21 protein-coding genes and 2 pseudogenes are annotated in these 22,177 nt (G+C 72.6%); 13 read left to right on the top strand and 10 right to left on the bottom strand.

Features of this window, described 5'->3' with window-relative positions:
* A complete protein-coding gene (locus tag CCS38_RS14320; RefSeq protein ID WP_223733636.1) occupies positions 1 to 732 on the bottom strand; it encodes a GAF domain-containing protein in 732 nt (243 codons plus the stop codon).
* 475 nt (positions 733 to 1,207) lie between these two features.
* Here CCS38_RS14320 and CCS38_RS14315 point away from each other — a divergent pair, with 475 nt between their 5' ends.
* A complete protein-coding gene (locus CCS38_RS14315) occupies positions 1,208 to 3,334 on the top strand; it encodes an ATP-binding protein (RefSeq protein WP_223733635.1) in 2,127 nt (708 codons plus the stop codon).
* Between the two features lie 142 nt (positions 3,335 to 3,476).
* Here the strand turns inward: CCS38_RS14315 and sodN are convergent, their stop codons facing one another.
* Positions 3,477 to 3,872 carry a superoxide dismutase, Ni gene (gene sodN / locus CCS38_RS14310; protein ID WP_223733634.1) on the bottom strand — a complete coding sequence of 132 codons (396 nt, stop codon included), beginning with the start codon at positions 3,870 to 3,872 and terminating at the stop codon, positions 3,477 to 3,479.
* 141 nt (positions 3,873 to 4,013) lie between these two features.
* Between sodN and sodX the strand changes: the two genes are divergently transcribed.
* Entirely contained in the window at positions 4,014 to 4,454 is a 441-nt protein-coding gene (sodX, locus tag CCS38_RS14305) for a nickel-type superoxide dismutase maturation protease (RefSeq protein WP_223733633.1), read from the top strand.
* Here sodX and CCS38_RS14300 read toward each other — a convergent pair.
* The gene (locus CCS38_RS14300) at positions 4,451 to 5,038 is read right to left on the bottom strand and encodes a CGNR zinc finger domain-containing protein (RefSeq protein ID WP_223733632.1); all 588 of its coding nucleotides are present in this window, start codon (positions 5,036 to 5,038) and stop codon (positions 4,451 to 4,453) included. The two genes, sodX and CCS38_RS14300, sit on opposite strands and share 4 nt — an antisense overlap.
* Positions 5,039 to 5,129: 91 nt before the next feature.
* Here CCS38_RS14300 and CCS38_RS14295 point away from each other — a divergent pair, with 91 nt between their 5' ends.
* A complete protein-coding gene (locus tag CCS38_RS14295) occupies positions 5,130 to 5,891 on the top strand; it encodes a class I SAM-dependent methyltransferase (RefSeq protein WP_223733631.1) in 762 nt (253 codons plus the stop codon).
* Positions 5,892 to 5,957: 66 nt separating this feature from the next.
* On the opposite strand, the gene CCS38_RS14290 is transcribed toward CCS38_RS14295, so the two are convergent.
* From CCS38_RS14290 to CCS38_RS14280, 3 genes are read right to left on the bottom strand one after another with little or no spacing between them, the layout of a single operon-like run.
* The gene (locus CCS38_RS14290) at positions 5,958 to 6,710 is read right to left on the bottom strand and encodes an amino acid ABC transporter ATP-binding protein (protein ID WP_030258870.1); all 753 of its coding nucleotides are present in this window, start codon (positions 6,708 to 6,710) and stop codon (positions 5,958 to 5,960) included.
* A gap of 32 nt (positions 6,711 to 6,742) precedes the next feature.
* Positions 6,743 to 7,687, bottom strand: a complete 945-nt coding sequence (locus tag CCS38_RS14285; protein WP_223733630.1) for an amino acid ABC transporter permease — start codon at positions 7,685 to 7,687, stop codon at positions 6,743 to 6,745.
* 54 nt (positions 7,688 to 7,741) lie between these two features.
* Positions 7,742 to 8,707: an ABC transporter substrate-binding protein gene (locus CCS38_RS14280; RefSeq protein WP_223733629.1), complete on the bottom strand. Its 966-nt coding sequence runs from the start codon at positions 8,705 to 8,707 to the stop codon at positions 7,742 to 7,744.
* A 539-nt stretch (positions 8,708 to 9,246) separates the two neighbouring features.
* Here CCS38_RS14280 and CCS38_RS14275 point away from each other — a divergent pair.
* The 6 genes from CCS38_RS14275 (at position 9,247) to CCS38_RS14250 (ending at position 14,450) form a co-directional block, all read left to right on the top strand.
* Positions 9,247 to 10,449: an NAD(P)-dependent malic enzyme gene (locus tag CCS38_RS14275; RefSeq protein WP_223733628.1), complete on the top strand. Its 1,203-nt coding sequence runs from the start codon at positions 9,247 to 9,249 to the stop codon at positions 10,447 to 10,449.
* Between the two features lie 198 nt (positions 10,450 to 10,647).
* A complete protein-coding gene (locus CCS38_RS14270) occupies positions 10,648 to 11,610 on the top strand; it encodes a zinc-binding dehydrogenase (protein ID WP_223733627.1) in 963 nt (320 codons plus the stop codon).
* The gene (locus CCS38_RS14265; RefSeq protein ID WP_223733626.1) at positions 11,610 to 12,203 is read left to right on the top strand and encodes a HutD/Ves family protein; all 594 of its coding nucleotides are present in this window, start codon (positions 11,610 to 11,612) and stop codon (positions 12,201 to 12,203) included. Before CCS38_RS14270 ends, CCS38_RS14265 begins: the two co-directional genes overlap by 1 nt.
* Before the next feature lie 153 nt (positions 12,204 to 12,356).
* The gene (locus CCS38_RS14260; protein ID WP_223733625.1) at positions 12,357 to 13,652 is read left to right on the top strand and encodes an extracellular solute-binding protein; all 1,296 of its coding nucleotides are present in this window, start codon (positions 12,357 to 12,359) and stop codon (positions 13,650 to 13,652) included.
* Between the two features lie 37 nt (positions 13,653 to 13,689).
* Positions 13,690 to 13,899, top strand: coding sequence for a helix-turn-helix domain-containing protein (locus CCS38_RS14255; protein WP_052867809.1), 210 nt, complete (start codon positions 13,690 to 13,692; stop codon positions 13,897 to 13,899).
* Positions 13,899 to 14,450, top strand: coding sequence for a Clp protease N-terminal domain-containing protein (locus tag CCS38_RS14250; RefSeq protein ID WP_223733624.1), 552 nt, complete (start codon positions 13,899 to 13,901; stop codon positions 14,448 to 14,450). The genes CCS38_RS14255 and CCS38_RS14250 overlap by 1 nt, the downstream gene beginning before the upstream one ends.
* Positions 14,451 to 14,473: 23 nt before the next feature.
* On the opposite strand, the gene CCS38_RS14245 is transcribed toward CCS38_RS14250, so the two are convergent.
* The 4 genes from CCS38_RS14245 to CCS38_RS14230 form a co-directional block, all read right to left on the bottom strand.
* Complete coding sequence (locus CCS38_RS14245) at positions 14,474 to 15,352, bottom strand: SCO6745 family protein (protein ID WP_223733623.1); 879 nt, start codon at positions 15,350 to 15,352, stop codon at positions 14,474 to 14,476.
* Positions 15,353 to 15,532: 180 nt separating this feature from the next.
* Positions 15,533 to 16,570, bottom strand: a complete 1,038-nt coding sequence (locus CCS38_RS14240) for a PadR family transcriptional regulator (protein WP_223733622.1) — start codon at positions 16,568 to 16,570, stop codon at positions 15,533 to 15,535.
* A gap of 4 nt (positions 16,571 to 16,574) precedes the next feature.
* A complete protein-coding gene (locus tag CCS38_RS14235) occupies positions 16,575 to 17,468 on the bottom strand; it encodes a DUF4097 family beta strand repeat-containing protein (protein ID WP_223733621.1) in 894 nt (297 codons plus the stop codon).
* A gap of 111 nt (positions 17,469 to 17,579) precedes the next feature.
* Positions 17,580 to 17,762, bottom strand: a complete 183-nt coding sequence (locus tag CCS38_RS14230; RefSeq protein WP_030258837.1) for a DUF6104 family protein — start codon at positions 17,760 to 17,762, stop codon at positions 17,580 to 17,582.
* Between the two features lie 127 nt (positions 17,763 to 17,889).
* Between CCS38_RS14230 and CCS38_RS14225 the strand changes: the two are divergent.
* The 4 genes and pseudogenes from CCS38_RS14225 to CCS38_RS14210 form a co-directional block, all read left to right on the top strand.
* Positions 17,890 to 18,225 (top strand): annotated as a pseudogene (locus CCS38_RS14225) (CU044_2847 family protein); the annotation flags it as partial.
* 29 nt (positions 18,226 to 18,254) lie between these two features.
* Complete coding sequence (locus CCS38_RS14220; RefSeq protein ID WP_223733620.1) at positions 18,255 to 20,291, top strand: VMAP-C domain-containing protein; 2,037 nt, start codon at positions 18,255 to 18,257, stop codon at positions 20,289 to 20,291.
* Positions 20,292 to 20,421: 130 nt separating this feature from the next.
* Positions 20,422 to 21,444: an AAA family ATPase gene (locus CCS38_RS14215; protein WP_223733619.1), complete on the top strand. Its 1,023-nt coding sequence runs from the start codon at positions 20,422 to 20,424 to the stop codon at positions 21,442 to 21,444.
* Positions 21,445 to 21,710: 266 nt separating this feature from the next.
* A pseudogene (locus tag CCS38_RS14210) lies at positions 21,711 to 22,177 on the top strand (SAV_2336 N-terminal domain-related protein); the annotation flags it as partial.

Below are 22,177 nucleotides of genomic sequence, written 5' to 3'. Positions count from 1 at the left end.
CTACCGGCCGTGGCCGTCGTCGGCGGACCCGCCGCCGCGCCGCCCGCCGCGCAGCCGGGCCAGCGTCTCCTCCGCGATCTCGGGCAGCGGCCGCCCGGTCACGAACGCGTCGGCGCGCAGCCGGGCGAGCGCCTCGGCCACCGGTACGCCCGTCTCCTGGGAGAGCCCCCCGGCCGCGCGGTGCGTGCGGCCCCAGTGCGCGTCCATCATCGGCGTCGGATTCCAGGGCAGCGCGGACGGCGCCGTCAGCAGCGCCACCGTCGCGGCGCGCGTGGCCCGCACACACTCCCGTACGGTTTCGTCGTCCGGCTCCCACGGCTCGTACCGCAGCAGGTCGATGGAGCCCAGCGGAGGTTCCCCGCCGCCGTCGGTCATCGGGAAGGCGTACACCGCGCCGACCTGCTGGAGTTCCTGGCGTGCCGCGGCGCCGAAGATCGGCCACTGCGTCAGCCGGCCGTGCAGATCGGACACGATCTGCACCCGCCCGGTCGCCGCCGCCGTCACGCACGGACCCTCGCCCAGCGTGAACTGGATCTCCTCCAGCCGCAGCGCCGACTCGCCGCACGCGTGCAGGAGCTGGCGGTCGGGCGTATCGGTGAGCAGCGAGATCGTCGCCCCGTCCACCGGGAGGGCCGTACACAGCACCTCGCACAACCGCTCGGGGAGCCCGCGCGCGTCCTCCTCGGCGGCAGCGGCCAGCACCAGCTCCGCGGCGGCGGACGATTCCTTCATACGATCACATGCCCCGATCGGTCCTTTCAGGGAAGGCCGCCCCACGGGTAACCCCTTGCTCCCGGAGACAAACCCGCTGACCGGGCCGGCAGGCACCCGCGGGCGGTCACGGAGCGGCATTCCGCCACGCGTGGCCGGTCACGGAACGCCACTCCGGCACCACGACCGGTCCCGCACCGTCCCCGCCGGTCCTGACCGACGGGGACAGCGACCACCGCACCGAGCCGGTGCCGCGACCCGGTTGGGGTCTGTGCGTCGCGTAAGTCGGCGATGACCGAATTCTCGCTCAGCCTGTCCGCGTCCTTGCACGGTATGACTGCCTCCTTACTGCGCCATCATCCGCCACAGCCCGCCCTTGGGCATTTCCGTCCTTCCTCCGATGCCTCGTGTGGGACTTCGGAAGACTCCTCTCCCCGGCAAGGGAAACAGCCCGAGGCATGAGCCATGGGCCTATTCGGATCGACGAGAGACGATCATGAAGACGACGAAGCCGCTGCGGCGGATCGGGAATCTGCCCGCTGAGACGGCACGGCTGGTCGGGCGGCAGGCGGAGCTCGCGCACATACGGGAGGCGTGCGGGCGGGCGCGGCTGGTGACGCTCACCGGTGTCGGCGGGGTCGGCAAGACCCGCCTGGCCGTGGAGGCCGCGCGGGCCATGCAACCCCGTTTCCGGGACGGGGCCTGGCTGGTGGAACTGTCGCCGCTGCGGCAGGACGCGCTGCTGGCGCACACCATCGCCGAGGCCCTGGCGCTGGCGGACCAGACGACGCGGCCAATGATCGACGTGCTGGCCGACTACCTCACCGACCGGGAAGTGCTGCTCGTCCTGGACACCTGTGAGCACCTGATCGACGCCTGCCAGCTGACCGTCCAGCTACTGCTCGCTGCCGCGCCGGGACTGCACATACTGGTCACCAGCCGCCGCCCGCTGGGCCTGCGCACGGAACGGCTGCTGACCGTTGACCCGCTGCCGGTCCCCAAGGACGACGATCCGGCGGCGTCGCAGACGGACGCCGTGGTCCTGCTGAGCGAGCGGGCCGCCGAGGCCGTGCCCGGCTTCATGGTCACCGACGCCGGCCTGGCGGATCTGGTACGGCTGTGCCGCCGTCTGGACGGGCTGCCCCTGGCCATCGAACTCGCCGCGGCACGGCTCGGCGAGCTGTCCGTGGCCGAGCTGACCGCACGGCTGGACGACCGCTTCGCCGTTCTGGGCACCACCGACGAGCTGGTGTACGACGCCGATCCTCCCTGGCATCAGGCGCTGCGCACCGCCATCGGCTGGAGCCATGAGCTGTGCACCCCGCGCGAACGGTTGCTGTGGGCGCGGCTGTCGGTGTTCGCCGGGGGCTTCGATGCGGAAGCGGCGCGCCGGGTGTGTGCGGACGATCGGCTGCCCGACGAGATGATCCCGGCCCTGCTGGACAGGCTGGCCGCGCATTCCCTCCTGACCCGGCAGCGGACCGGGGACGGGCAGCGCTACGGAATGCTGGACACCGTCCGCGAGTACGGCGCCGGCTGGCTGTGCGCCCTGGACGAGGAACGCACCCTGCGCCACCGCCACCGGGACTACTTCCAGGCACTGGCCCACCGCGCGGATGCCGCCTGGATGGGGTCCGGCCAGATCGCCTGGCACGACCGGATGACCACCGAGCACGACAACCTCCGCGCCGCGCTGGACCTCTGCCTCGCCGAGGAAGACGGGCACACCGCGCTGGAGATCGGCGGGGCACTGTGGTTCTTCTGGATCGCCTGCGGCTTCATCCGGGAAGGCCGCCACTATCTGGAGCGGGCCCTGGCGACCGACTCCGAAGCCGGACCGGCCCGTGCCAAGGCCCTGTGGGCCTGCGGGTGCGCCGCCTCCGTCCAGGGTGACAACGAGACCGGCCACCGCCTCACCGCCGCCTTCAGGCAAGCCGTGGCCGAGGACACCGACGAGACCGCTCCCATCGCCGCTGTCTGCCTTGAGGGCATCGGTCTGACAGAGACGGGGCGGCAGGCGCGGGCGGCGGAGGTGCTCGATGCGGTGCCGCACTCCCCGCCGCCCGGCGGGCATTACGGCGGGGCGTGGTTCATGGCACGGGGCAGCCGGGCCTTCGTCCACATCCACCTCGGGCAGTTCGACCGGGCCGCGGCCGTCGCCGACGAGCTGTGCGCCGAATGCGACCGGCGCGGCGAGATCTGGTGCCGTGCGTGGGGCGACTACCTGCGCGCGCTCGCCGCGCTGGGAGTGGGACGCACGGAAGAGGCCGCGGTCCATGCCCGCACCGCTCTCGACGGCAAGCACCGTCTTCACGACAGCATCGGCATCGCCATGGCCATCGACCTGCTCGCCTCCACGGCGATCGCCTCCCGGCACGCCGAGCGGGCCGCCCGGCTCCTCGGCACCGGCGAGCAGTTCTGGCGCACCCTCGGCGCCCCTCAGAAGGGCATGCCCGAACTCGTCGCCGCCCGCGAGGCGTGCGAGCAGCAGGCCCGCCGCCTCATCGGCGACGACGCCTACCAGGCCGCCTTCCACGCCGGCTACGGCACCACCCCCGACACCGGCATCGCCTACGCCCTCAACCCACCCGGCATCGCCCCACCGCACGCTCCGTCCGACTGACCCGTCGCAGCCCCGTGACCGCCGCCTCCGTCCCCGGGTGGTAGCGGGTCTGTTCCGCTGCCGCTCGAAAAAGACCGCACCCGGCCCGCCATGGCCGCCGGGTGCGGCGGCCTGCGGACCGGGTGCGGTCGGTGGGCCCGGGTCAGGCCTTCTTGGTCTCCCAGAAGATCTTGTCGATCTGGGCGATGTAGTCCAGGGCCTTCTGGCCGGTGGCGGGGTCGTTCGAACCCTTGGCGGCCGAGAGGGCCTTGAGGGTGTCGTTGACCAGCTGGTGCAGCTCCGGGTACTTCTCGAAGTGCGGGGGCTTGAAGTAGTCGCTCCACAGCACCGAGACGTGGTGCTTGGCCAGCTCCGCGCGCTGCTCCTTGATGGCGATGGCGCGCGTGCGGAAGTCGGCGTCCTCGTTGGCCTGGTACTTCTCCTGGACGGCCTTGACCGACTCGGCCTCGATGCGGGCCTGGGCCGGGTCGTAGACACCGCAGGGCAGGTCGCAGTGGGCGCTGACCTTCACCTTGGGGGCGAACAGGCGGGAAAGCATGTTCAGTCCTTCCTCGTGATCGTCTTCTCAGGTGCGAGATTACTCGGTACGGGAAGGCTTTTCTCGGGTGGGCCGGGGGTCTTAGGGCAAAAGTCCGGTGGGAAGCTGGGGCCGGTGGAGGATTGGACCAGGAGGTGCCGGATGCCGGAGCAGGTGCATGAGCGCTGGCCCGATCAGGGGCAGGAGCAGGGCCGGGGGGGCCGGGGACCGCTCCGGACGATCGGTCTCGCCGAGGTGTACAACCCCTCGATGGTGCCCACTTTGCGGCCCGGGGACCAATTGGTGGTCCGGTACGGCGCGGTAGTGCGGCCAGGCGATGTGATCGTCCTGAAACATCCCTTCCGGCAGGATCTGCTCATCGTCAAGCGGGCGGTGGAGCGGCGCGCGGGCGGCTGGTGGGTGCAGGGGGACAACCCGTTCGTGGAGAACGACAGTCGGGAGTTCGGCACGGTGCCGGACGAGCTGGTGGTGGCGCGTGCGTGGCTGCGGGTGCGGCCGCCCCGGGAGATGCGGCGGTCGGTCGCCGGGGTGCTGTCGTGGGTGGTGTCGGCGGTCCGGCCGGTACGGAACGTCCGCCGTTAGCCGTCCGCGCCGTCCGCGCCCTCGCTCTCGCGGCGCTTGCGGGCGCGGTAGGCCGCGACGTTGGCGCGGGTGGCGCAGCGGTCGGAGCAGTAGCGGCGGGAGCGGTTGGTCGAGGTGTCCAGGTAGACGTTGCGGCACGGCGCCGCCTGGCAGCTGCCGAGGCGGTCCACGCCCAGTTCGGTGAGGTGGACGGCCAGGCCCATGCAGGCGGTGGCCGTGTAGCCGGCGGTGGCGTTGGCGGCGTGGTCCGCGATGTGCAGGTGCCAGTCGGGGCGGCCGTCGGCGTCCCGCAGCTCGTGCCCGGAGACCTGCGGGCTGACCGGGAATTCGATGAGCAGGGCGTTGAGCAGGTCGACGGCCAGTACCTCGTCGCCGGCGGCGGCCGCCTCGAAGATCGCGCGCAGCCGGGCCCGTACGGCGCGCAGCCGGGTCACGTCGGCCTCCGTGGCCCGCCGGGCGGTGTGTTGGGCGGGGCCGAAGAGGGCGCGTACGGCCTCGACGGAGGTCAGGGTGTCGGTGCCGCGCTCCGGCTGCTCGCTGTTGACCAGCCGCACGGCGTAGTCCGAGTAATAGGCCAGTTCCACTTGTAGTCCTTACCGAGCGCGGGCTAGTCTGCGTACTGAGCCCGTAATGGGCGTTGTCTGTCCGAGGGTATTACAGGCGGGAGGGGTTCCGGTGACCGAGGCCGTGGCACAGACGGACTGGCAGGCGTGGCAGGACAGTTGGGACCGGCAGCAGGAGTGGTACCTGCCGGACCGCGAGGAGCGGTTCCGGGTGATGCTGGACATGGTCGAAGCGGTGGTGGGCCCCGAGCCGCGCGTCCTGGACCTCGCGTGCGGCACCGGCAGTATTACCGACCGGCTGTTCAAGCGGCTGCCGAAGGCCGTCAGTACCGGCGTCGATCTGGACCCGGCGCTGCTGGCCATCGCGGAGGGGTACTTCGCGGGCGAGCGGCGGGTGGAGTTCGTCCGGGCCGATCTGAAGGACCCGGAGTGGCCGGCGAAGCTGCCGTACGAGACGTACGACGCGGTACTGACCGCCACCGCGCTGCACTGGCTGCACAGCGATGAGCTGCGCGTGCTGTACGGGCAGCTGGCGGGCCTGGTCCGGGAGGGCGGCGTCTTCCTGAACGCCGACCACATGCCGGACCCCGCCACGCCCCGGCTGAACGCCGCCGACCGGGCGCAGCGGCACGCCCGCATGGACGCGGCCAAGGCGGCCGGCGCGGTGGACTGGAAGGAATGGTGGGCGCTCGCCGCCGCCGACCCGGTGCTGGCCGGGCCGACCGCCGAGCGGTTCGAGATCTACGGCGAGCACGCGGAAGGGGAGACGCCCTCGGCGGAGTGGCACGCGCAGACCCTCCGGGACGCCGGGTTCGGCGAGGCCCGCACGGTCTGGGCGTCGCCGTCGGACGCGATGGTGCTGGGGCTGAAGTAGGCCCCGGACGCACGAGGGGGCGGTACCGGCCGGTGGCCCGTACCGCCCCCTCCTCCTACCGCGTGCTCAGAGCACCTTCGACAGGAACGACTTCGTGCGCTCGTGCTGCGGCTTGGTCAGGACGTCGCGCGGGTGGCCGGACTCGACGACCACGCCGTCGTCCATGAAGACCAGCGAGTCGCCGACCTCCCGGGCGAAGCCCATCTCATGGGTGACCACGACCATGGTCATACCGTCCGCGGCCAGGTCCTTCATGACGTCCAGCACGTCGCCGACCAGCTCCGGGTCGAGGGCCGAGGTCGGCTCGTCGAAGAGCATCAGCTTGGGCTCCATGGCGAGCGCGCGGGCGATCGCCACGCGCTGCTGCTGGCCGCCGGAGAGCTGGGACGGGTAGTTCCCGGCCTTGTCCTTCAGGCCGACCCGGTCCAGCAGCTTCAGGGCGCGCTCGCGGGCCGACGCCTTGGACTCGCCCTTGACCTGGACGGGCGCCTCCATGACGTTCTCCACCGCGGTCATGTGCGGGAAGAGGTTGAAGCGCTGGAAGACCATGCCGATGTCGCGGCGGCGGGCCGCGACCTCACGGTCGCGCAGCTCGTACAGCTTGCCGTTGTGCTCGCGGTAGCCGACCAGCTCGCCGTCGACCGAGAGCCGGCCGGCGTTGATCTTCTCCAGGTGGTTGATGCAGCGCAGGAAGGTCGACTTGCCGGAGCCGGACGGACCGATCAGGCAGAAGACCTCCTTGGGCGCGACCTCCAGGTCGATGCCCTTGAGGATGTGCGCGGCGCCGAAGGACTTGTGGACGCCCTCGGCCTTGACCATGGGGACGGCCTTCGCGGCGGACTTGGCGGCGGTCATGCGGCACCTCCGGCGGGGTGGTTGGAGCCGCCGGACAGCTTGGCCTTGGCCTTCTGCAGCGGGGTGAGCGGGAGCTGGCGGCTGGAGCCGCGGGCGTAGTGGCGCTCCAGGTAGTACTGGCCGACGCTGAGCACGCTGGTGGCGACCAGGTACCAGACGGCGGCGAGGATCAGCATCTCCACGACGACGCCGGAGTCCCGGCCGACGTTCTGCGCGGACTGCAGGAGGTCGTAGTACTGGACCGCGATCACCAGCGAGGAGGTCTTGAGCATGTTGATGACCTCGTTGCCGGTCGGCGGCACGATGACGCGCATCGCCTGGGGCACGACGATCCGGCGCAGGGTCTTGCCGTGGCTCATGCCGAGCGCGTGCGCGGCCTCGGTCTGGCCCTCGTCGACGGCCGTCAGGCCGGCGCGGCAGATCTCCGCCATGTACGCGGCCTCGTTCAGGCCGAGGCCGAGCAGCGCGCACAGGAACGGGGTCATGAAGTCCGACCACTCGTCCTTGTAGATCGGCATGACGTCGATGTACTGGAAGACGAGGCCCAGGTTGAACCAGAGGAAGAGCTGGACGTAGACCGGCGTGCCGCGGAAGAACCAGATGTAGAACCACGCGACGGTCGAGGTCACCGGGTTCTTGGACTGGCGCATCACGGCGAGGATCACGCCGAGCACCACGCCGATCACCATGGACAGCACGGTGATCAGGAGGGTGTTGCGCAGACCGCGCAGGATGTCCGAGTTGAAGAGGTAATCGGGGATCGCGTCCCAGTTGACGTTGCCGGTCGCGAACGCCCGGACGAGGAGCGCGAGCACGGCTATGACCGCCAGGGCGGCGATCCAGCGGCCGTAGTGGCGCACGGGCACGGCCTTGATCGGCTCGGGCAGCGGCGGGGGAGCGTCCTGCGGCGGCCTGGCCGCCTTGTCGACGTCGACAGACACGGGTGTTGCCTTTCGGGGTTCGGCGGAGTTCGGTGGGCGGAAGGGGCGGCGGACTCAGCCGCCGTTGATCTTCACTTCCTTGACCCCCGCGTCCTTGACCTGCCACTTCTCGAGGATCTTGGCGTACTCCCCGTTCTTGATCGTCGCCTCCAGCGCGGCCTTGAGGGCGTCGCGCAGCTGCTCCTGGCCCTTGGGGACGGCGATGCCGTACGGAGCGGCCTCGACCTGGTCGCCGACGACCTCGAAGTCCTTGCCGCCGCCGGAGGTCTTCACGGCGTACGCGGCGACCGGGTAGTCGCTGGAGACCGCGTCCACGCCACCGGTGCGCAGCCGGGTCTGGGCCTCGGAGTCGTTGTCGAACGCCTCGATGGAGATCGTCTCCTCGCCGTCCTTCTTGCACTTCTTCGCCTCGTCCTTGGCGTAGTCGTGCGAGACGGTGCCGCGCTGTACGGCGATGGACTTGCCGCACAGGTCGGCCCAGTCCGAGACGGTGTCGCTCTTGCCCTTCTGGACGTAGAGCGAGACGCCGGCGTTGAAGTAGTCGATGAAGTCGACGCCCTCGCCGATCTTCTTGCCGGTGGTCGAGTCGATGCCCTCCTGGCGCTCCTTGGTGTCCGTCATGGCCGACATGGCGATGTCGTACCGCTTGGACTTCAGGCCGCCCATGAGGGTGTCGAAGGTGGCGTTGTTGAAGTTGAGCTTGACGCCCAGCTGCTTGCTCATGGCGGCGGCGAGGTCGGGGTCGATGCCCACGATCGCGCCGTTCTTCCGGAATTCCACCGGCTTGTACGTCGCGTCCGAGCCGACCTGGAGGAAGCCCTTGTCCTGGACGGCCTTGGGGAGCTTCTTGAAGAGCGGAGCGTGCACATTGCGGGTCTTCGCGGCCTCGCGCTTGGCGATGGCGGCGTCCGTCTGGTCGCCGCAGCCGCTGAGCAGGAGGGCGGCCACGACCGCTGTCGCTGCGCCGGCGGCCGTACGGGACCTGCCGGAGGCCGGGCGACGGCGGGTACTTGCGGTCATGCGTTTCCTCCTGCTGCGGAACGGATTCAGCCGACTAAGGACGGGAAGTGGGAGCCGGCCGGGCGGGGCCGGGCGCACACCATCGGGCATCGCGACCTCGTTCGGTCACGGAATCTTGCCATCCGGACTCCGTTATTCGGACTGCTGAAGAGGTCAAAATCGCATAACGGACGTGGCGAGGCTGGTCAGCGGTGTATAGCGGGCCCGCTCGGACCGCCGCGGAGACGGCATGGACCGGAAGTCTCGGTATGTGGACGGAAGATGATCCATCCGTCCGGCTTTTCGAGCGGTTCGCGGCTATTGTCAGAATTGCGTACGCGAGGGTAACCAATCTGACTCGTCGGGGTGCACGCCCGTCGGGTACAAAGGGTCGTTACACCCCTCATCCGGGGCTCAGGGCGCGTGTGCGGCGCGCCCGGCGTCCGTACCTCCCCCCGCGCGGCGGCCATCCGCGGCGCAGGGCCCGGACGCGGTGCCCGCCCGCTCTGCAACCAGGGAGCGGTCACCCTCAACTGATTTACGACAAAGGGGTCAGAACAGTGGCAGCGGAGATCGTCAATCCTCGCAGCGACAGCAAAACGGACGAAGAGCCCTTCGATCCGGCCTTCGCGCTCCACCGCGGCGGCAAGATGGCCGTCCAGGCGACGGTGCCGGTGCGCGACCGGGACGACCTGTCCCTCGCGTACACGCCCGGTGTCGCCAAGGTGTGCAGCGCCATTGCCGAGCAGCCCGAGCTCGTCCACGACTACACCTGGAAGTCCCAGGTCGTCGCCGTGGTCACGGACGGCACCGCGGTGCTGGGCCTGGGCGACATCGGCCCGGAGGCGTCCCTCCCGGTGATGGAGGGCAAGGCCATCCTCTTCAAGCAGTTCGGCGGAGTCGACGCGGTGCCGATCGCGCTCGGCACCACGGACACCGACGAGATCGTCGACACAGTCGTGCGGCTCGCGCCCTCCTTCGGAGGCGTGAACCTGGAGGACATCTCCGCGCCGCGTTGCTTCGAGATCGAGCGCCGGCTTCAGGAGAAGCTGGACATCCCGATCTTCCACGACGACCAGCACGGCACCGCCGTGGTCACGCTGGCCGCGCTGCGCAACGCAGCCAAGCTCACCGACCGCGCGCTGGGGCAGCTGCGCGCGGTCATCTCGGGCGCCGGTGCGGCGGGCGTCGCCATCGCCAAGATCCTCATCGAGGCCGGTATCGGCGATGTTGCGGTGTGCGACCGCAAGGGCATCGTCTCCGCTGACCGCGAGGACCTGACGGACGTCAAGCGCGAGCTGGCCGGCTTCACGAACAAGGGCGGCCTCACCGGCTCCCTGGAATCCGCGCTGGAAGGCGCGGACGTGTTCATCGGCGTCTCCGGCGGCACGGTCCCGGAGGAGGCGGTGGCGAAGATGGCGAAGGACTCGCTGATCTTCGCGATGGCCAACCCGAACCCGGAGATCCACCCGGACGTGGCGCACAAGTACGCCGCGGTCGTGGCCACCGGGCGCAGCGACTACCCGAACCAGATCAACAACGTGCTCGCCTTCCCGGGCATCTTCGCGGGCGCCCTCCAGGTGCGTGCCTCGAAGATCACCGAGGGCATGAAGCTCGCCGCGGCCGAGGCGCTCGCCGCGGTGGTGGCCGACGAGCTCAGCGCCGACAAGGTGATCCCGTCGCCGTTCGACGAGCGGGTCGCCCCTGCGGTGACGGCCGCGGTGGCCGCGGCCGCGCGTGCGGAGGGCGTGGCCCGTCGCTGACGCGCTGCCGCCTGTGGTCCGGGCCCGCTCCTCTTCGGGGGAGCGGGCCCGGACCGTTTGCGCGTACGCGCGTGGGGTGGTCGGTCGGCTGCGGCGCCGTGGGGGCTGGTCGCGCAGTTCCCCGCGCCCCTACGGGCGCGGCGCGTGTCACACCGCGTAGTGGTTCCGCAACGACGCCCCTCGGCCTACGTTGGGATCATGTTCGCTGCCTACGCCGCCCGAATCGACCGTGACGATCCGCTCAGTGGCCTGGAGTTGGGCGAGCGCCCCGCTCCCGAGGTCCGCCCCGGCTGGACGACCGTCAACGTCAAGGCCGCCTCCCTCAACCACCATGACCTCTGGTCGCTGCGCGGTGTGGGGCTCGGCGAAGAAGCCCTCCCGATGATCCTCGGCTGCGACGCGGCCGGTATCGACGCGGACGGCAACGAGGTCGTCCTGCACTCCGTGATCGGCCAGACCGGCCACGGCGTCGGCCCCGGGGAGCCGCGCTCCATCCTCACCGAGCGGTACCAGGGCACCTTCGCCGAGCAGGTGGCCGTCCCGACCTGGAACGTGCTGCCCAAGCCCAAGGAGCTCAGCTTCGCGGAGGCCGCCTGTCTGCCGACCGCCTGGCTGACCGCGTACCGGATGCTCTTCACCAACGCCGGCGTGCGGCCCGGGGACTCGGTACTGGTCCAGGGCGCGGGCGGCGGCGTGGCCACCGCGGCGATCGTCCTCGGCGCGGCGGCGGGCCTGCGGGTCTTCGCCACCAGCCGGGACGAGGCCAAGCGCAAGCGGGCGCTGGACCTGGGTGCCGAGGGCGCCTTCGCGACCGGCGAGCGGCTGCCGCAGCGGGTCGACGCGGTGATCGAGACCGTCGGCGCCGCGACCTGGTCGCACTCGGTCAAGTCCCTCAAGCCCGGCGGCACGCTCGTGATCTCCGGCGCCACCAGCGGCTTCAACCCGGAGAAGACCGAGCTGAACCGCATCTTCTTCCTGGAGCTGAAGGTCGTCGGCTCGACGATGGGCGACAAGGACGAGCTGGCGAGCCTGCTCAGCTTCTGCGCCGCCAAGGGCGTCAAGCCGGTCATCGACTCCGAACTGCCGCTGGACCGGGCCCGCGAGGGCTTCGCCAAGATGGCGGAGGGTGACCTCTTCGGCAAGGTCGTACTGACCGTCTGATGGACCGCGTACACCTGCTGCCGGCCGCCGGACGCGCCGCCGCCCCCTGGAGCAACGGGGGCGGCGTGACCCGGGAGATCGCCGCCGGGCCGCCCGGCGCGGGCTGGGACTCCTTCGACTGGCGGGTCAGCCTGGCGGACGTGGACCGGGACGGTCCGTACTCCCCGCTGCCCGGCGTCCGGCGCATCCTCACCATGGTCGCCGGGGGCGGCATGGAGCTGACCATCGACGGGGAGCGGACCGCCGTCACCGAGCGGTTCCGGCCGCTCTCCTTCCCCGGCGCCGCCGCCACGGACTGCCGGCTCGCCGCCGGGCCCGTCGTCAACTTCAACGTGATGGTGCGCGACGGGCGGTGCGCCGCCGAGGTGGCGATGGCCCGCGGCCGGTACGCGGTGCGCCCGGCACCGGACCCGGAGGGTGCGGTACTGGTCGCCGCGGTGGCCGGCGCGGTGCTGCTGACGCCCGCGGGGAGCGCCGAACCGGTGCGGCTCGGTCACTACGACGCCGCGCTGCTGCCCGCCGGCACCGGTGCCGAACTGGACGCAGGGCCCGACGGTGTCGCCGCCGTCGTCACGTTCACCGCGGGCGGCTGATTTCCGCGCTCCCGCGCCGCCGGTGGGCGATCATGTGCGCAGGAATGGCGGAGGGTACGGCCGGGGGAACCACCCGCTCGCCAGCGGGACTTCGGCACAGAGGCGGACATGTTCTTACGGCGGCGACGCGCGCCCTTTTCTCTTTCCGGAACGGTGGTCACGACGACCGGCAGGGCGGGCGGGCAGCGCACCGCCCGCAGGGCGGCCGGGCTGGCCGCCGCGCTGGCGCTGACGCTCACCGCGTGCGGCGGCGCGGGCGCCGCGGGCGACGCGGACGTCACGCTCGACCTGGTGGTCGCCGACTACGGTCAGCGCACCGCCCGCTCCTCGGCCGACTACTGGAAGCACGTCGTCGACGCCTTCGAGAAGCGGCACCCGGAGATCGCGGTGCACGTGGACCCGGTGCCGTACACCCGGCTGGACAAGACGGTCGCCGCGCGGGTCGCGGCCGGTGACGCGCCCGACATCGCGCAGACCGGCATCTTCGCCCCGTACGCGGCGAAGGGGAAGCTGTACAGCGCGGACGAGACGCTCTCCATCGGCACCCAGGCCGACTTCGTCCCCGCGCTGGCCAGGGCGGGCGAGATCCACCACGTGCAGTACGGGATGCCCTTCAGCTCCAGTACGCCGCGCCTCTTCTACAACAAGAAGCTCTTCGCGCGGGCCGGCATCGAGCGCCCGCCGACCTCGTGGGCCGGGATCGAGCGCGCCGCGGCCGCGCTGAAGGCCGCCGGCGTGCAGACGCCGTACGCGCTGCAGACCGGTCCCGAGGCCGCCGAGGACGAGACGCTGAGCTGGCTGCTCGGCAACAACGGCGGCTATGTCGGTATGAGCGGCGGCTACACCCTGGACTCCGCCGAGAACACCGCGGCGCTGACCGCGGTGCGCGACGGCCTGGTCGCCCCGGGTCTGACCGGGCCGAAGGGCCCCGCCCTCAACCGCACCGAGGCGTACCGCGGCTTCGTCGGCGGAAAGGTCGGCATGGTCCTCGCCCACCCGGTGCTGATACCGATGGCCGACAAGGCCGATGTCCCGTACGGAACAGTGCCGTTCCCCCGGCGCGCGGGCGGCGCGGCGACGCCCGCCGGGCTCTCGGACTGGCTGGTGGCTTTCAAACAGCACCAGCACGCCCAGCAGATCGGCACGTTCCTGGACTTCCTCTACAGCACCGACAACGCGGTGCACTACGCGGGCGGGCAGGGCACCCTGCCGGTGACCGTGCCGGCCGCGGAGAAGATGCGCGCGGACGCCGTGTACCGGCCGCTGTGGCCGTTCGTCGACCAGCTGCCGAAGGTCCAGTTCCAGCCGATGGGCGCGAAGAGCTGGCCGCGGGTGCGGGCGGCGCTCCAGGAGAAGATCGCCGGCGCGGTCTCCCGGCACGGCGACCCCGCTGCCGTCCTGGCCGGTCTGCAGAACGGGGCGGACCATCACGCGGCTGGTGTCAACTAGGGTTGACGCGAGGCGGGCGTCAACCTACATTGACGCCATGACCGAAGCAACGGAACTCGCCGAGCGGGCGGGCGACCGGGACCCGCGCATCGGGCTGCGGGCCGTCGCCGCCCTGCGCCGGCTGCTGGAGCAGCTGGAAGCGGTGCAGGTGCGCAGCGCCCGCGCGAAGGGCTGGTCGTGGCAGGAGATCGCCGACGAGCTGGGGGTCAGCCGGCAGGCGGTCCACAAGAAGCACGGGAGGCGCTGATGTTCGAGAAGTTCACGGTGAGCGCCCGGGAGGTCGTGCGCGGCGCGGTCGCCCGGACGGAGCGCACGGGCAGCGGCACGGTCGGCGAGGCGGAGCTGCTTCTGACGCTGCTGGACCGGGAGGGCACGGTCGCGGCCGGGGCGCTGGCGGCGCTCGGGGTGCCCGCGCGCCGGGTGGCGCTGGAGGAGGCGCTGGCGCAGGCGCGCCGCCGCGGCGGGCTCTCGTCGGCCGACACCGAGGCGCTGGCCGGGCTCGGCATCGACGTCGGGGAGATCGTCGCGCGGGTGGAGGCCGAGCACGGCGTGGGCGCCCTGGCGGAGCCCCGCAAGCAGGGCCGGTTCGGGCGGCGCCCCTTCAGCCGCGAGGCGAAGGGCGTACTGGAGCGGTCGCTGCGGATCGCGCTCGGCCGCGGCGAGAAGCACATCGGCGACGAGCACCTGCTGCTCGCACTGACCACCGGCACCGGCGTGGCCACGGTCGTGCTGGCGGAGCACGGCGTGACCCGCGCCGAGGTCGAGCGGGTACTCGCCGAGCGGTCCCGGGCGGCCTGAACGCCGCTGCGGGGCGCCGGGGGTCAGTACGCGATGCGGATCGTGCTGATCCCCAGTGTGGTGGTCTTCGGGAGATGGCCGGACTTGAAGACGGCGGTCAGCAGCGGGGTGATCAGCTGGGCGAGGCGGTCGGCGCGGGCCCGGCCCAGCGCCCGCCACGGGCCCGCGGCCAGCTGGTCCGTCAGCCGCTCGACCGCCTCCCGGCCCTCGTGGGCGCGGTCGGTGGCGCGGCCGTCGGGCGCGATCCAGCCGCGCGCGGCCAGCCGGTCGCGGGCCTCGTGCCACTCCTGCGGGGTCCAGCCGCGGCTGCGGAAGTGCTTCTCCGGCGCCGCGCCCACCGCCGCGAACGAGACCAGCGACTCGCACGGGTCCAGCCCCGAGGTGAGCAGCGCGGCCAGGTGCCCGTCGCCGCGGTGCTCGCGCAGGACGGTCAGCGCCTGCCACAGCTCCAGGTGCGGCTCGGTGGGCCAGGGCAGGTCCAGATTGGCGGCGGCCAGCGGCCGGGCGGCCGGTATCGCGTTCTCCGCGGCCTGGCGGGCCAGCCGGGCCGCCTCCGCGAGCTGTTCCTTGGTCAGCCGGTCGCCGATCAGCCGGCGCAGCGCGCGGTCCATCGCGTGCAGCCGGGCCTCCAGCACTTTCGAGGGCGCGGCCGTCGACCAGATCAGCGGCACGTACTGCTCGACCATGCGCGGGCTGAAGCTGTAGTACGTGGCGGACACCAGCTCCGGCCCGGCGGCGCCCAGCGGCGCGGTGCGCCAGGCGAAGTAGCTGGGCCAGCGGGTTCCGACGTCGTACCCGAGCGCCGCCGCCTCCTCGAACGCCTCGGGGGCGAAGTAGAGGATGGCGTGCAGCGGTTCGATGTGGTGCCACAGTCGGCGGGCAACCGCGGGGTACTCCGACATCGCATACCTCATGACCTTCAAGACACGTATGAAACAAGAAGAGTTGACGTCAAGCGTGAGCAAGGCCAAGGATCGGCGGAATGCCGCGGCCGGTCCGAGTACGGACGGCGGCCCTGCGAAGGGCCGGGTTCCCCCGATTACCTGGGGTGAACCCGGCCCTTCGAAAATAACTGTGGGTGACTACTGAGGGGGGCGGCGCAGCAGCGCGCCGATGTGTGCGGCGGCCGTCGCGAGGTGCTGCCGGGCCGCCGCCAACTGCGTTTCGTCCACGCCGTGGTCGCGCGCGGCGTCCCGGAGGTCGTCGCGGAACCGGTCGAGCAGCCGGTCCAGATCGCGGGCCGGATCGCCGGTGGCCGGTTCGTGCGCCCAGGCCGGCTCGGCGGGCGCCGGACCGGCCGTACCGGACGCCGCGGACCCGGTGGTACCGGACGCCGTCGGCCCGGGGGTGCCGGACGCCGCCGCGAAGCCGTCCGTGAAGCGGCCGACCTCGCGCGAGACCTCCGACAGCACGTCGCGCACCGCGCCCGGCCAGTCGCCCGAGCGCACCTGCTCCTGGGCCCGCTCCTGCATCCGGCGGATGACTTCCTGGACCTCCTCGCGCGCGGAGTCCTTGGCGTTCTTGGCCTGCTTACGGGCGCGCTGCGCCTCCTGCTTGGCCCGCCGGCTCTCCTCCTTCGCCCGCCGGGCCTGCTCCTTCCACTCCTCCTTGGCGCGCCGGAACTCCTCCTTGGCGTGCCGCCACGCGTCGGGGTCGTCGGGGCCGCGGTCGAACGCCTCGGAGGGGCCGGGGGAGTCGGTGCCGCCCGGCCTGCCGTTGCGGGCGGTCTGCCGGCGGGCGGCCTGCGCGGCCTCGCGCATCTCGCGGCGCAGGTCGCGCGCCGAACCGCTGACGTCCTCCCGGATGTCGGAGGCCAGCGCCGCGACGGACTCGCGGATCTCCAGCTCCAGTTCGGCCAGTTCGCCGCCGCGGGCCGCCAGTTCGGCGCGGCCCGCCTCGGTGATGGAGTACACCTTGCGGCCGCCCTCGGTGGCGTGCGTGACCAGGCCCTCGTCGGAGAGCTTGGCGAGGCGCGGGTAGACCGTGCCGGCGGAGGGCGCGTACAGGCCCTGGAAGCGCTCCTCCAGCAGCCGGATGATCTCGTAACCGTGGCGGGGCGCCTCGTCCAGCAGCTTCAGCAGATACAGACGGAGGCGGCCGTGCGCGAAGACGGGGGGCATGGCTCTACAGCACCTTCTTGTCGGCGGGCGGGTCGGCGGGGGTGTCCTCGGCGGGGGTGTCCTCGGAGCGCGGGCGGCGCAGCAGGGCCAGCGAGCCGGAGACGGTGGTGACCTTCAGGCGCCCGGTGCCCGCGCCGAGCCGTCCGGTGATGTTCTTGGCGCCCCACTGGCCGCCGACCCGGAGGTCGTCGAAGGCGTTGGAGACCGCGCCGCTGGTGGTGCTGGCCTCCACCTCGGTGTCGGCCGGGTCGGGCAGCCGGATGGCGACCTCGCCGGAGACCGTCGTGAGATGCACGTCGGTGCCCTCCGCCGCAGGGTCCAGGTCCACGACCATGTCGCCGGTGACCGACTCGGCACGTACCGAACTGCCGCCGCCGTCGATGATCGTCAGATCGCCGGAGACGGACTGGAACCGCAGGTCGCCGGTGACGGCCTGGGCCTCGACCCGGCCGGTGACGGTCTCGGCGCGGACCGGCCCGGTCAGCCGTACCAGGGTGGCGTCGCCGGAGACGCCGCGCAGCTCGGTACGGCCGGTGATGCCGGAGAGCACCGCGCTCGCGCCGACCGCGCCGACCTCGACCCGGGCGGCGGCCGGGACGGTCACCGAGACGACGGCGCTGCGCTGCCATCCCTTGCGGTCGAGGAACTTCAGCAGGCCCCGCCAGGGGAGGTCGTCATAGCCGACGGTGAGCGTGCCGTGTTCGCAGGAGACGGTGAGCGGCGGGCCGTCGATCTCGGTGATCTCGACGCGGGTACGGTCGGCCGTCGTGCTGCCGACGACGTTGACCGTGCCGCCGTACACCCGTACCTGCAGCGTGTTCACCGGCGCGTCGATGTCGAGCGTGCGCGGCTCGGCCACCTCGGCCGGGCCGTCCGGCCACTCCTTGCTCGCTGACATGACGTGCCTCCCCTGTGTGCGACAACGCAACATATCGTGTTCCCTTGGGAACACGATATATCGCGGTATGGGGAAGTCAAGCGCCCTGCGCCAGAGGTCAGGCGCTCCGTGTCACTCGTCGTCGTCCTCGTCGTCCAGCCGCGCCAGCCAGGTCGCCAGCCGCTCCACCGGGACCTCGAAGTCGGGGTTGAGGTCGACGAACGTACGCAGCTGCTCGGCGACCCAGCCGAGGGTCACCTCCTCCTCGCCGCGCCGGCTCTCCAGCTCCTCGATACCTCGGTCGGTGAAATACACGTGAGCGCTCCGCTAAGGGGGTAGGGGTAAGGACATTCCAGGTCAGGATAGGCAGCGGCGGTCGGGGGCCGCGCATCGGCACCGGACCGGGGCCGGACTCCTGGCGCAGGTGTCAGCGGGGGGTGGCATGAGCGAGGACGCGACGCGTGTCGCACGGATCGAACTGCCGGACGGCACGCCCGTCTGGGCCCGGATATCCGGCGCCGAGGATACGGACTACGCCGACAGCGGCTTCTTCAGCGACCGCATCGTCGGGCGGGTGGAGAGCCTGGACGGGCTGGTGCACGGCGTCGCCCGGTCGCTGGCCGGGGCGCTGCGCGGCCTGCGGCCCGACGAGGTCAGCGTGCAGTTCGGCATCGAGCTGAGCGGGAAGTCGGGGACCCTGGTCGGGCTGCTCGCGGACGGCGAGGCCAAGGCCGCCATCAATGTCACCCTCACCTGGCAGGGCGGCCCGCCCGCCGACCTCGCGGAGGGCGGGACCGGGGGCGGCGCATGAACGGGGCGCACGATCCGGACGCGTACTTCTCCCGGCGCTTCGCCCCGCTCGTCAAGGCGGCGACGGTGCGCATCCACGCCGCCCCCGACGGGTATCCCCACGGTGGGCCGCCGGAGCCGCCGCTGTGGGGGAGCGGCTTCTTCGTCGCCCCCAACTGGGTGCTCACCTGCGCCCATGTCGCGCTGGAGGGCGAGGGGGGCGAAGTGGGCGTGAGCTTCGAAGGAGGCAGCGCGCGCGGCCGCGTCGAATGGGCCGAGCCCGCCGTGCGCACGGCCGGCCTGCTGCCGGCGCCCGACCTCGCCCTGATCCGCCTGCTCCAGCCCACCGCGCACCCCTGCTGCTGGCTCTCGCCGCGCACGGTGCGGGCGCACGGCGGCGAGCGGGTCGCCTACTTCGGGTACACGGAGATCGCCGGGACGGTCGGCGCGTTCGACGGACGGTGCACCGTGCGCGGCGAGTTCGGCGGCGACGGCCTGCTGCGGCTCGGCAATGAGGACGAGATGCCGGAGGGGCTCTCCGGCGGTCCGCTGGTCGACGTCGAGCGCGGCGAGGTGATCGGCGTACTGAAGGGGCGGCGCGGCGGGGCGCGCGACGGCGGGCTCGGCATCGCGCTGGCCCAGCTGCGCCGCATCGGCGTCCCCGGCGCCCCGATCGGCCGCGAGGAGGACGACCCGTACCACCGTGTCCTGCACGCCCACGACCGGTACCACGCCGACCGGCACGCCGACGTCAGCGAGGCCCGGGACACCTGGACCGAGGCGCAGAGCGGGCTGCCCGCCTCGGCCGCCACGGTCGCGGCGCTGACCCCCAAGCGCCGGGTGGTGCTGCACGGCCTGCTCGCCCAGCTGCCGCCGCCGGCCGGCACGCCCGCGCTGGTGGCGCTGGTCGACGAGCTGCTGCCGCGCCGCGGCGAGGGGCTCTCGCCCGCGCCCCGCGGCTGGCGCGAGGGGCTGGAGGTCTACCTCGACCGCCTCGAACTGCGCGATGAGCACAGCGAGTTGGAAGCCGTGTTGCGGTACGCGGTGTACGCGGCGACCGCCGAGCACCCCTATCCGGCGACGGCCGAGGCGGTGGACGCGGTCTGGGGCTGGGTGCGCGACCTGGCGAAGACCGAGCTGCCGCCGCTGGCCAGGCACCGGCTGGGCGCCGAGTGGCACGCCCGGGTGCGGGCCCGCGCGGTCGGCCGGGGCCGGCGCACCGGCGAGCACGCGGCCGCGGGCGGCCCGCTGCCCTCCGTCCTGCTGGAGATCACCGAACGGGCCTGGGAGCAGGGCCGGTTCGACTGGTACCTCACCGCGAGCAGACCCTCCGGCGACCTGCCGCTGGGCGAGGGCCGGCACGGCACGGCGCTGGCCGACCTGCCCGCCGAGCTGGCCGGACCGCTGAGCGAGGCGTTCCGCCGCAGTGACGAGCCCGGCCGCCCGGCCGTCCTCGAAGTCGCGCTCAGACAGGCGCTGCTGGAGCTGGACGTGGACACCTGGCGGATACCGCCGGGCAGCAGACCGATAGGGGAGCTGCGGCCGGTGGTGGTGCGCTGTGCCGACCGGCCGCCGGGACCGGCGTGCGGCGAGGGGGACGGCGCGGACCCGGGGACCGGGCCGCAGGAGCGCTGGACGCGGCTGCACGAGGACGGCATGGAGCACTCTTGCGTCGACTGCGACGAGGGCCGCGCCGAGGAGGTGACGGCGGACCTGCTGCGGGAGCTGGGGCCGCGGTCCTTCCCCGTGCTGTGCCGGGTCCCCGGGGGCGACGGCGGGTCCGCGGCGATCCGCCGGATCGTCGGCAGCGGCCACCCGGTGGCACTGTGGCGCAGGGAGCGCATGGACCCGGTGTGCGGGGAGTACCACCGCGGGATACTGCGCACGGTCAAGAGCGGCACGACCGCCCACCGGCTGCCCGCCGCCGTCCGTGAGCTGCGGGCCGGCATCGGCGCGGCGGAGCCGGAAGCGTACTGGTCACGCGGCATCACGCTGCTGTACGACGATCCCGGACGGCCGTTGCCGGGTGCGGACGATGTGCTGGAGACGCCGTGAGGGGCACCCGGTTCCGGGCGTGCTCCCACCGGTTTCCGTGTGCTTCTACCGGGTCGCGGTCCGTCCCGATACGGTCGGAGCGTGGCCGGTGCGCTACCGCCGATGACCCACCACCGACGAGGAGTTCGCAGTGAGCGGACCGAACGAATGGCTCATCTACCGCGGCACGGGCGAGCCCCACGACGGCATCGCCGCGCTCCCCGACCCGCCGCCCTGGCGGGACTTCGACGGCGGCCCGCTCGTCGCGCCCGGCCCCGCCACCGACAGCTCCTCCACCCGGCGGCTCGGCGAGCACGTCGCGGAGATGCACCGGCCCAGCGCCGAGGAGCTGGAGATCGTCAACGCCGCGCTGTACCTGCGCCGTCCGCTCCTGGTCACCGGCAATCCCGGCACCGGCAAGAGCACTCTCGCGCATGCCGTCGCCCATGAGCTGAAGCTCGGCAGGGTACTGCGCTGGCCGGTCGTGAGCCGGACGACGCTGGGCGACGGGCTGTACCGCTACGACGCCATCGCCCGCCTCCAGGACGTGCAGATCGCCGCGAGCAGCCGGGTGGCCGGCGGGCCCGGCGCACAGGCCGCGACGGCCGGCGGCATCGGCAGTTACATCCGGCTCGGCCCGCTCGGCACGGCCCTGCTGCCCACCGCGCAGCCGCGCGTCCTGCTCGTCGACGAGCTCGACAAGAGCGACATCGACCTGCCCAACGATCTGCTGAACGTCCTGGAGGAGGGCGAGTTCGCCATCCCCGAGCTGGAGCGGCTGGCGGAGCGGGAGCCCGAGGTGGAGGTGCTCACCGACGACGGGCAGAAGGTCCGCATCCGCGACGGGCGAGTACGCTGCCACGCCTTCCCGTTCGTCATCCTCACCAGCAACGGCGAGCGGGACTTCCCCGCGCCGCTGCTGCGCCGCTGCATCCACCTGGAGCTGGGCCAGCCCGACCACAAGCGGCTGGCCACGGTCGTCCGGGCACACCTCGGCGAGGAGGCGGCCCGCGCGGGGGACGACCTGATCGCCCGCTTCCTGGAGCGGTCCCGCAGCGAACTGCTCGCCGCCGACCAGCTGCTGAACGCCATCCACCTCACCCATCAGGCCGCCCCCACCAGTCGCGACCGGCTCGCCGACCTGCTCATCCAGCGCCTCGACCGGCCGAGGTGAGCGTGTGATGCGGGACCGTGCAGGACGCCCCACCGCCCCGCAGAGCTGGGCCGACGTCGTCGCGGCGCTGCGCGGTGCCGGACTGGACCCGGATGCCGGGGAGCTGGCCGACGCGCTGTGGCTGGCGCAGTGGTGCCGGCCGCAGGGGGCCGCCGCGGAGCGGGAGGGCGGCGGCGGCACGGCGGACGGCAAGGGCCGGGCGCCGGGACCGTCCTGCCGGGCCTCGGTGCGCGGGGGCGCGGGCCGAGGCGTCGCTCCAGCTGATCATGGACGCGTCCTCCTCGATGTGCGTCTGGGAGCGGCTGCTCCACGAACTCCAGCAGGTCTTCGCCCAGTTGGGCGCCTTCCGTGACGTGCAGGTGCAGTTCCTGCACCAGGGGCCGGACGGCCGCCCCGCGGTGTCCCGCCGCTTCGAGGCGGCGGACGCGCCGTTACGCTCGGCCGACCAGCTCAGCGACCCCACGGGCCGCCGCGTCACCGTCCTGGTCAGCGACTGCGCGGGTCCCCTGTGGCGCAGCGGCCACGCGCACCGGCTGCTGCACCGGCTCGCCCGGCAGGGTCCGCTCGCCGTCCTCCAGCCGCTGCCGCAGCGCATGTGGTCCCGCACCCGGCTGCCCGTCTCCTACGGGACGCTGCGCCGCGGCGAGGGCCCCTCCTACGCCACGGCCCTGCACTTCTCGGGCGACACCGCGCAGGCCGGCGGGGGCGCGCTGCCGGCCTGCGCGGTGTCGCC

The organism is Streptomyces purpurogeneiscleroticus (assembly GCF_020024005.1).
Classification (GTDB): Bacteria; Actinomycetota; Actinomycetes; order Streptomycetales; family Streptomycetaceae; genus Streptomyces; species Streptomyces purpurogeneiscleroticus.
This window is presented reverse-complemented; position numbering and strand designations above follow the sequence as displayed.

Bases quoted from the DNA above. Each gene is read 5' to 3' on its own strand.
- CCS38_RS14320 (WP_223733636.1), bottom strand. From the start codon at position 732: ATGAAGGAATCGTCCGCCGCCGCGGAGCTGGTGCTGGCCGCTGCCGCC.
- CCS38_RS14315 (WP_223733635.1), top strand. From the start codon at position 1,208: ATGAAGACGACGAAGCCGCTGCGGCGGATCGGGAATCTGCCCGCTGAG.
- sodN (WP_223733634.1), bottom strand. From the start codon at position 3,872: ATGCTTTCCCGCCTGTTCGCCCCCAAGGTGAAGGTCAGCGCCCACTGC.
- sodX (WP_223733633.1), top strand. From the start codon at position 4,014: ATGCCGGAGCAGGTGCATGAGCGCTGGCCCGATCAGGGGCAGGAGCAG.
- CCS38_RS14290 (WP_030258870.1), bottom strand. From the start codon at position 6,710: ATGGTCAAGGCCGAGGGCGTCCACAAGTCCTTCGGCGCCGCGCACATC.
- CCS38_RS14280 (WP_223733629.1), bottom strand. From the start codon at position 8,707: ATGACCGCAAGTACCCGCCGTCGCCCGGCCTCCGGCAGGTCCCGTACG.
- CCS38_RS14270 (WP_223733627.1), top strand. From the start codon at position 10,648: ATGTTCGCTGCCTACGCCGCCCGAATCGACCGTGACGATCCGCTCAGT.
- CCS38_RS14265 (WP_223733626.1), top strand. From the start codon at position 11,610: ATGGACCGCGTACACCTGCTGCCGGCCGCCGGACGCGCCGCCGCCCCC.
- CCS38_RS14255 (WP_052867809.1), top strand. From the start codon at position 13,690: ATGACCGAAGCAACGGAACTCGCCGAGCGGGCGGGCGACCGGGACCCG.
- CCS38_RS14250 (WP_223733624.1), top strand. From the start codon at position 13,899: ATGTTCGAGAAGTTCACGGTGAGCGCCCGGGAGGTCGTGCGCGGCGCG.
- CCS38_RS14245 (WP_223733623.1), bottom strand. From the start codon at position 15,352: ATGTCGGAGTACCCCGCGGTTGCCCGCCGACTGTGGCACCACATCGAA.
- CCS38_RS14240 (WP_223733622.1), bottom strand. From the start codon at position 16,570: ATGCCCCCCGTCTTCGCGCACGGCCGCCTCCGTCTGTATCTGCTGAAG.
- CCS38_RS14235 (WP_223733621.1), bottom strand. From the start codon at position 17,468: ATGTCAGCGAGCAAGGAGTGGCCGGACGGCCCGGCCGAGGTGGCCGAG.
- CCS38_RS14220 (WP_223733620.1), top strand. From the start codon at position 18,255: ATGAACGGGGCGCACGATCCGGACGCGTACTTCTCCCGGCGCTTCGCC.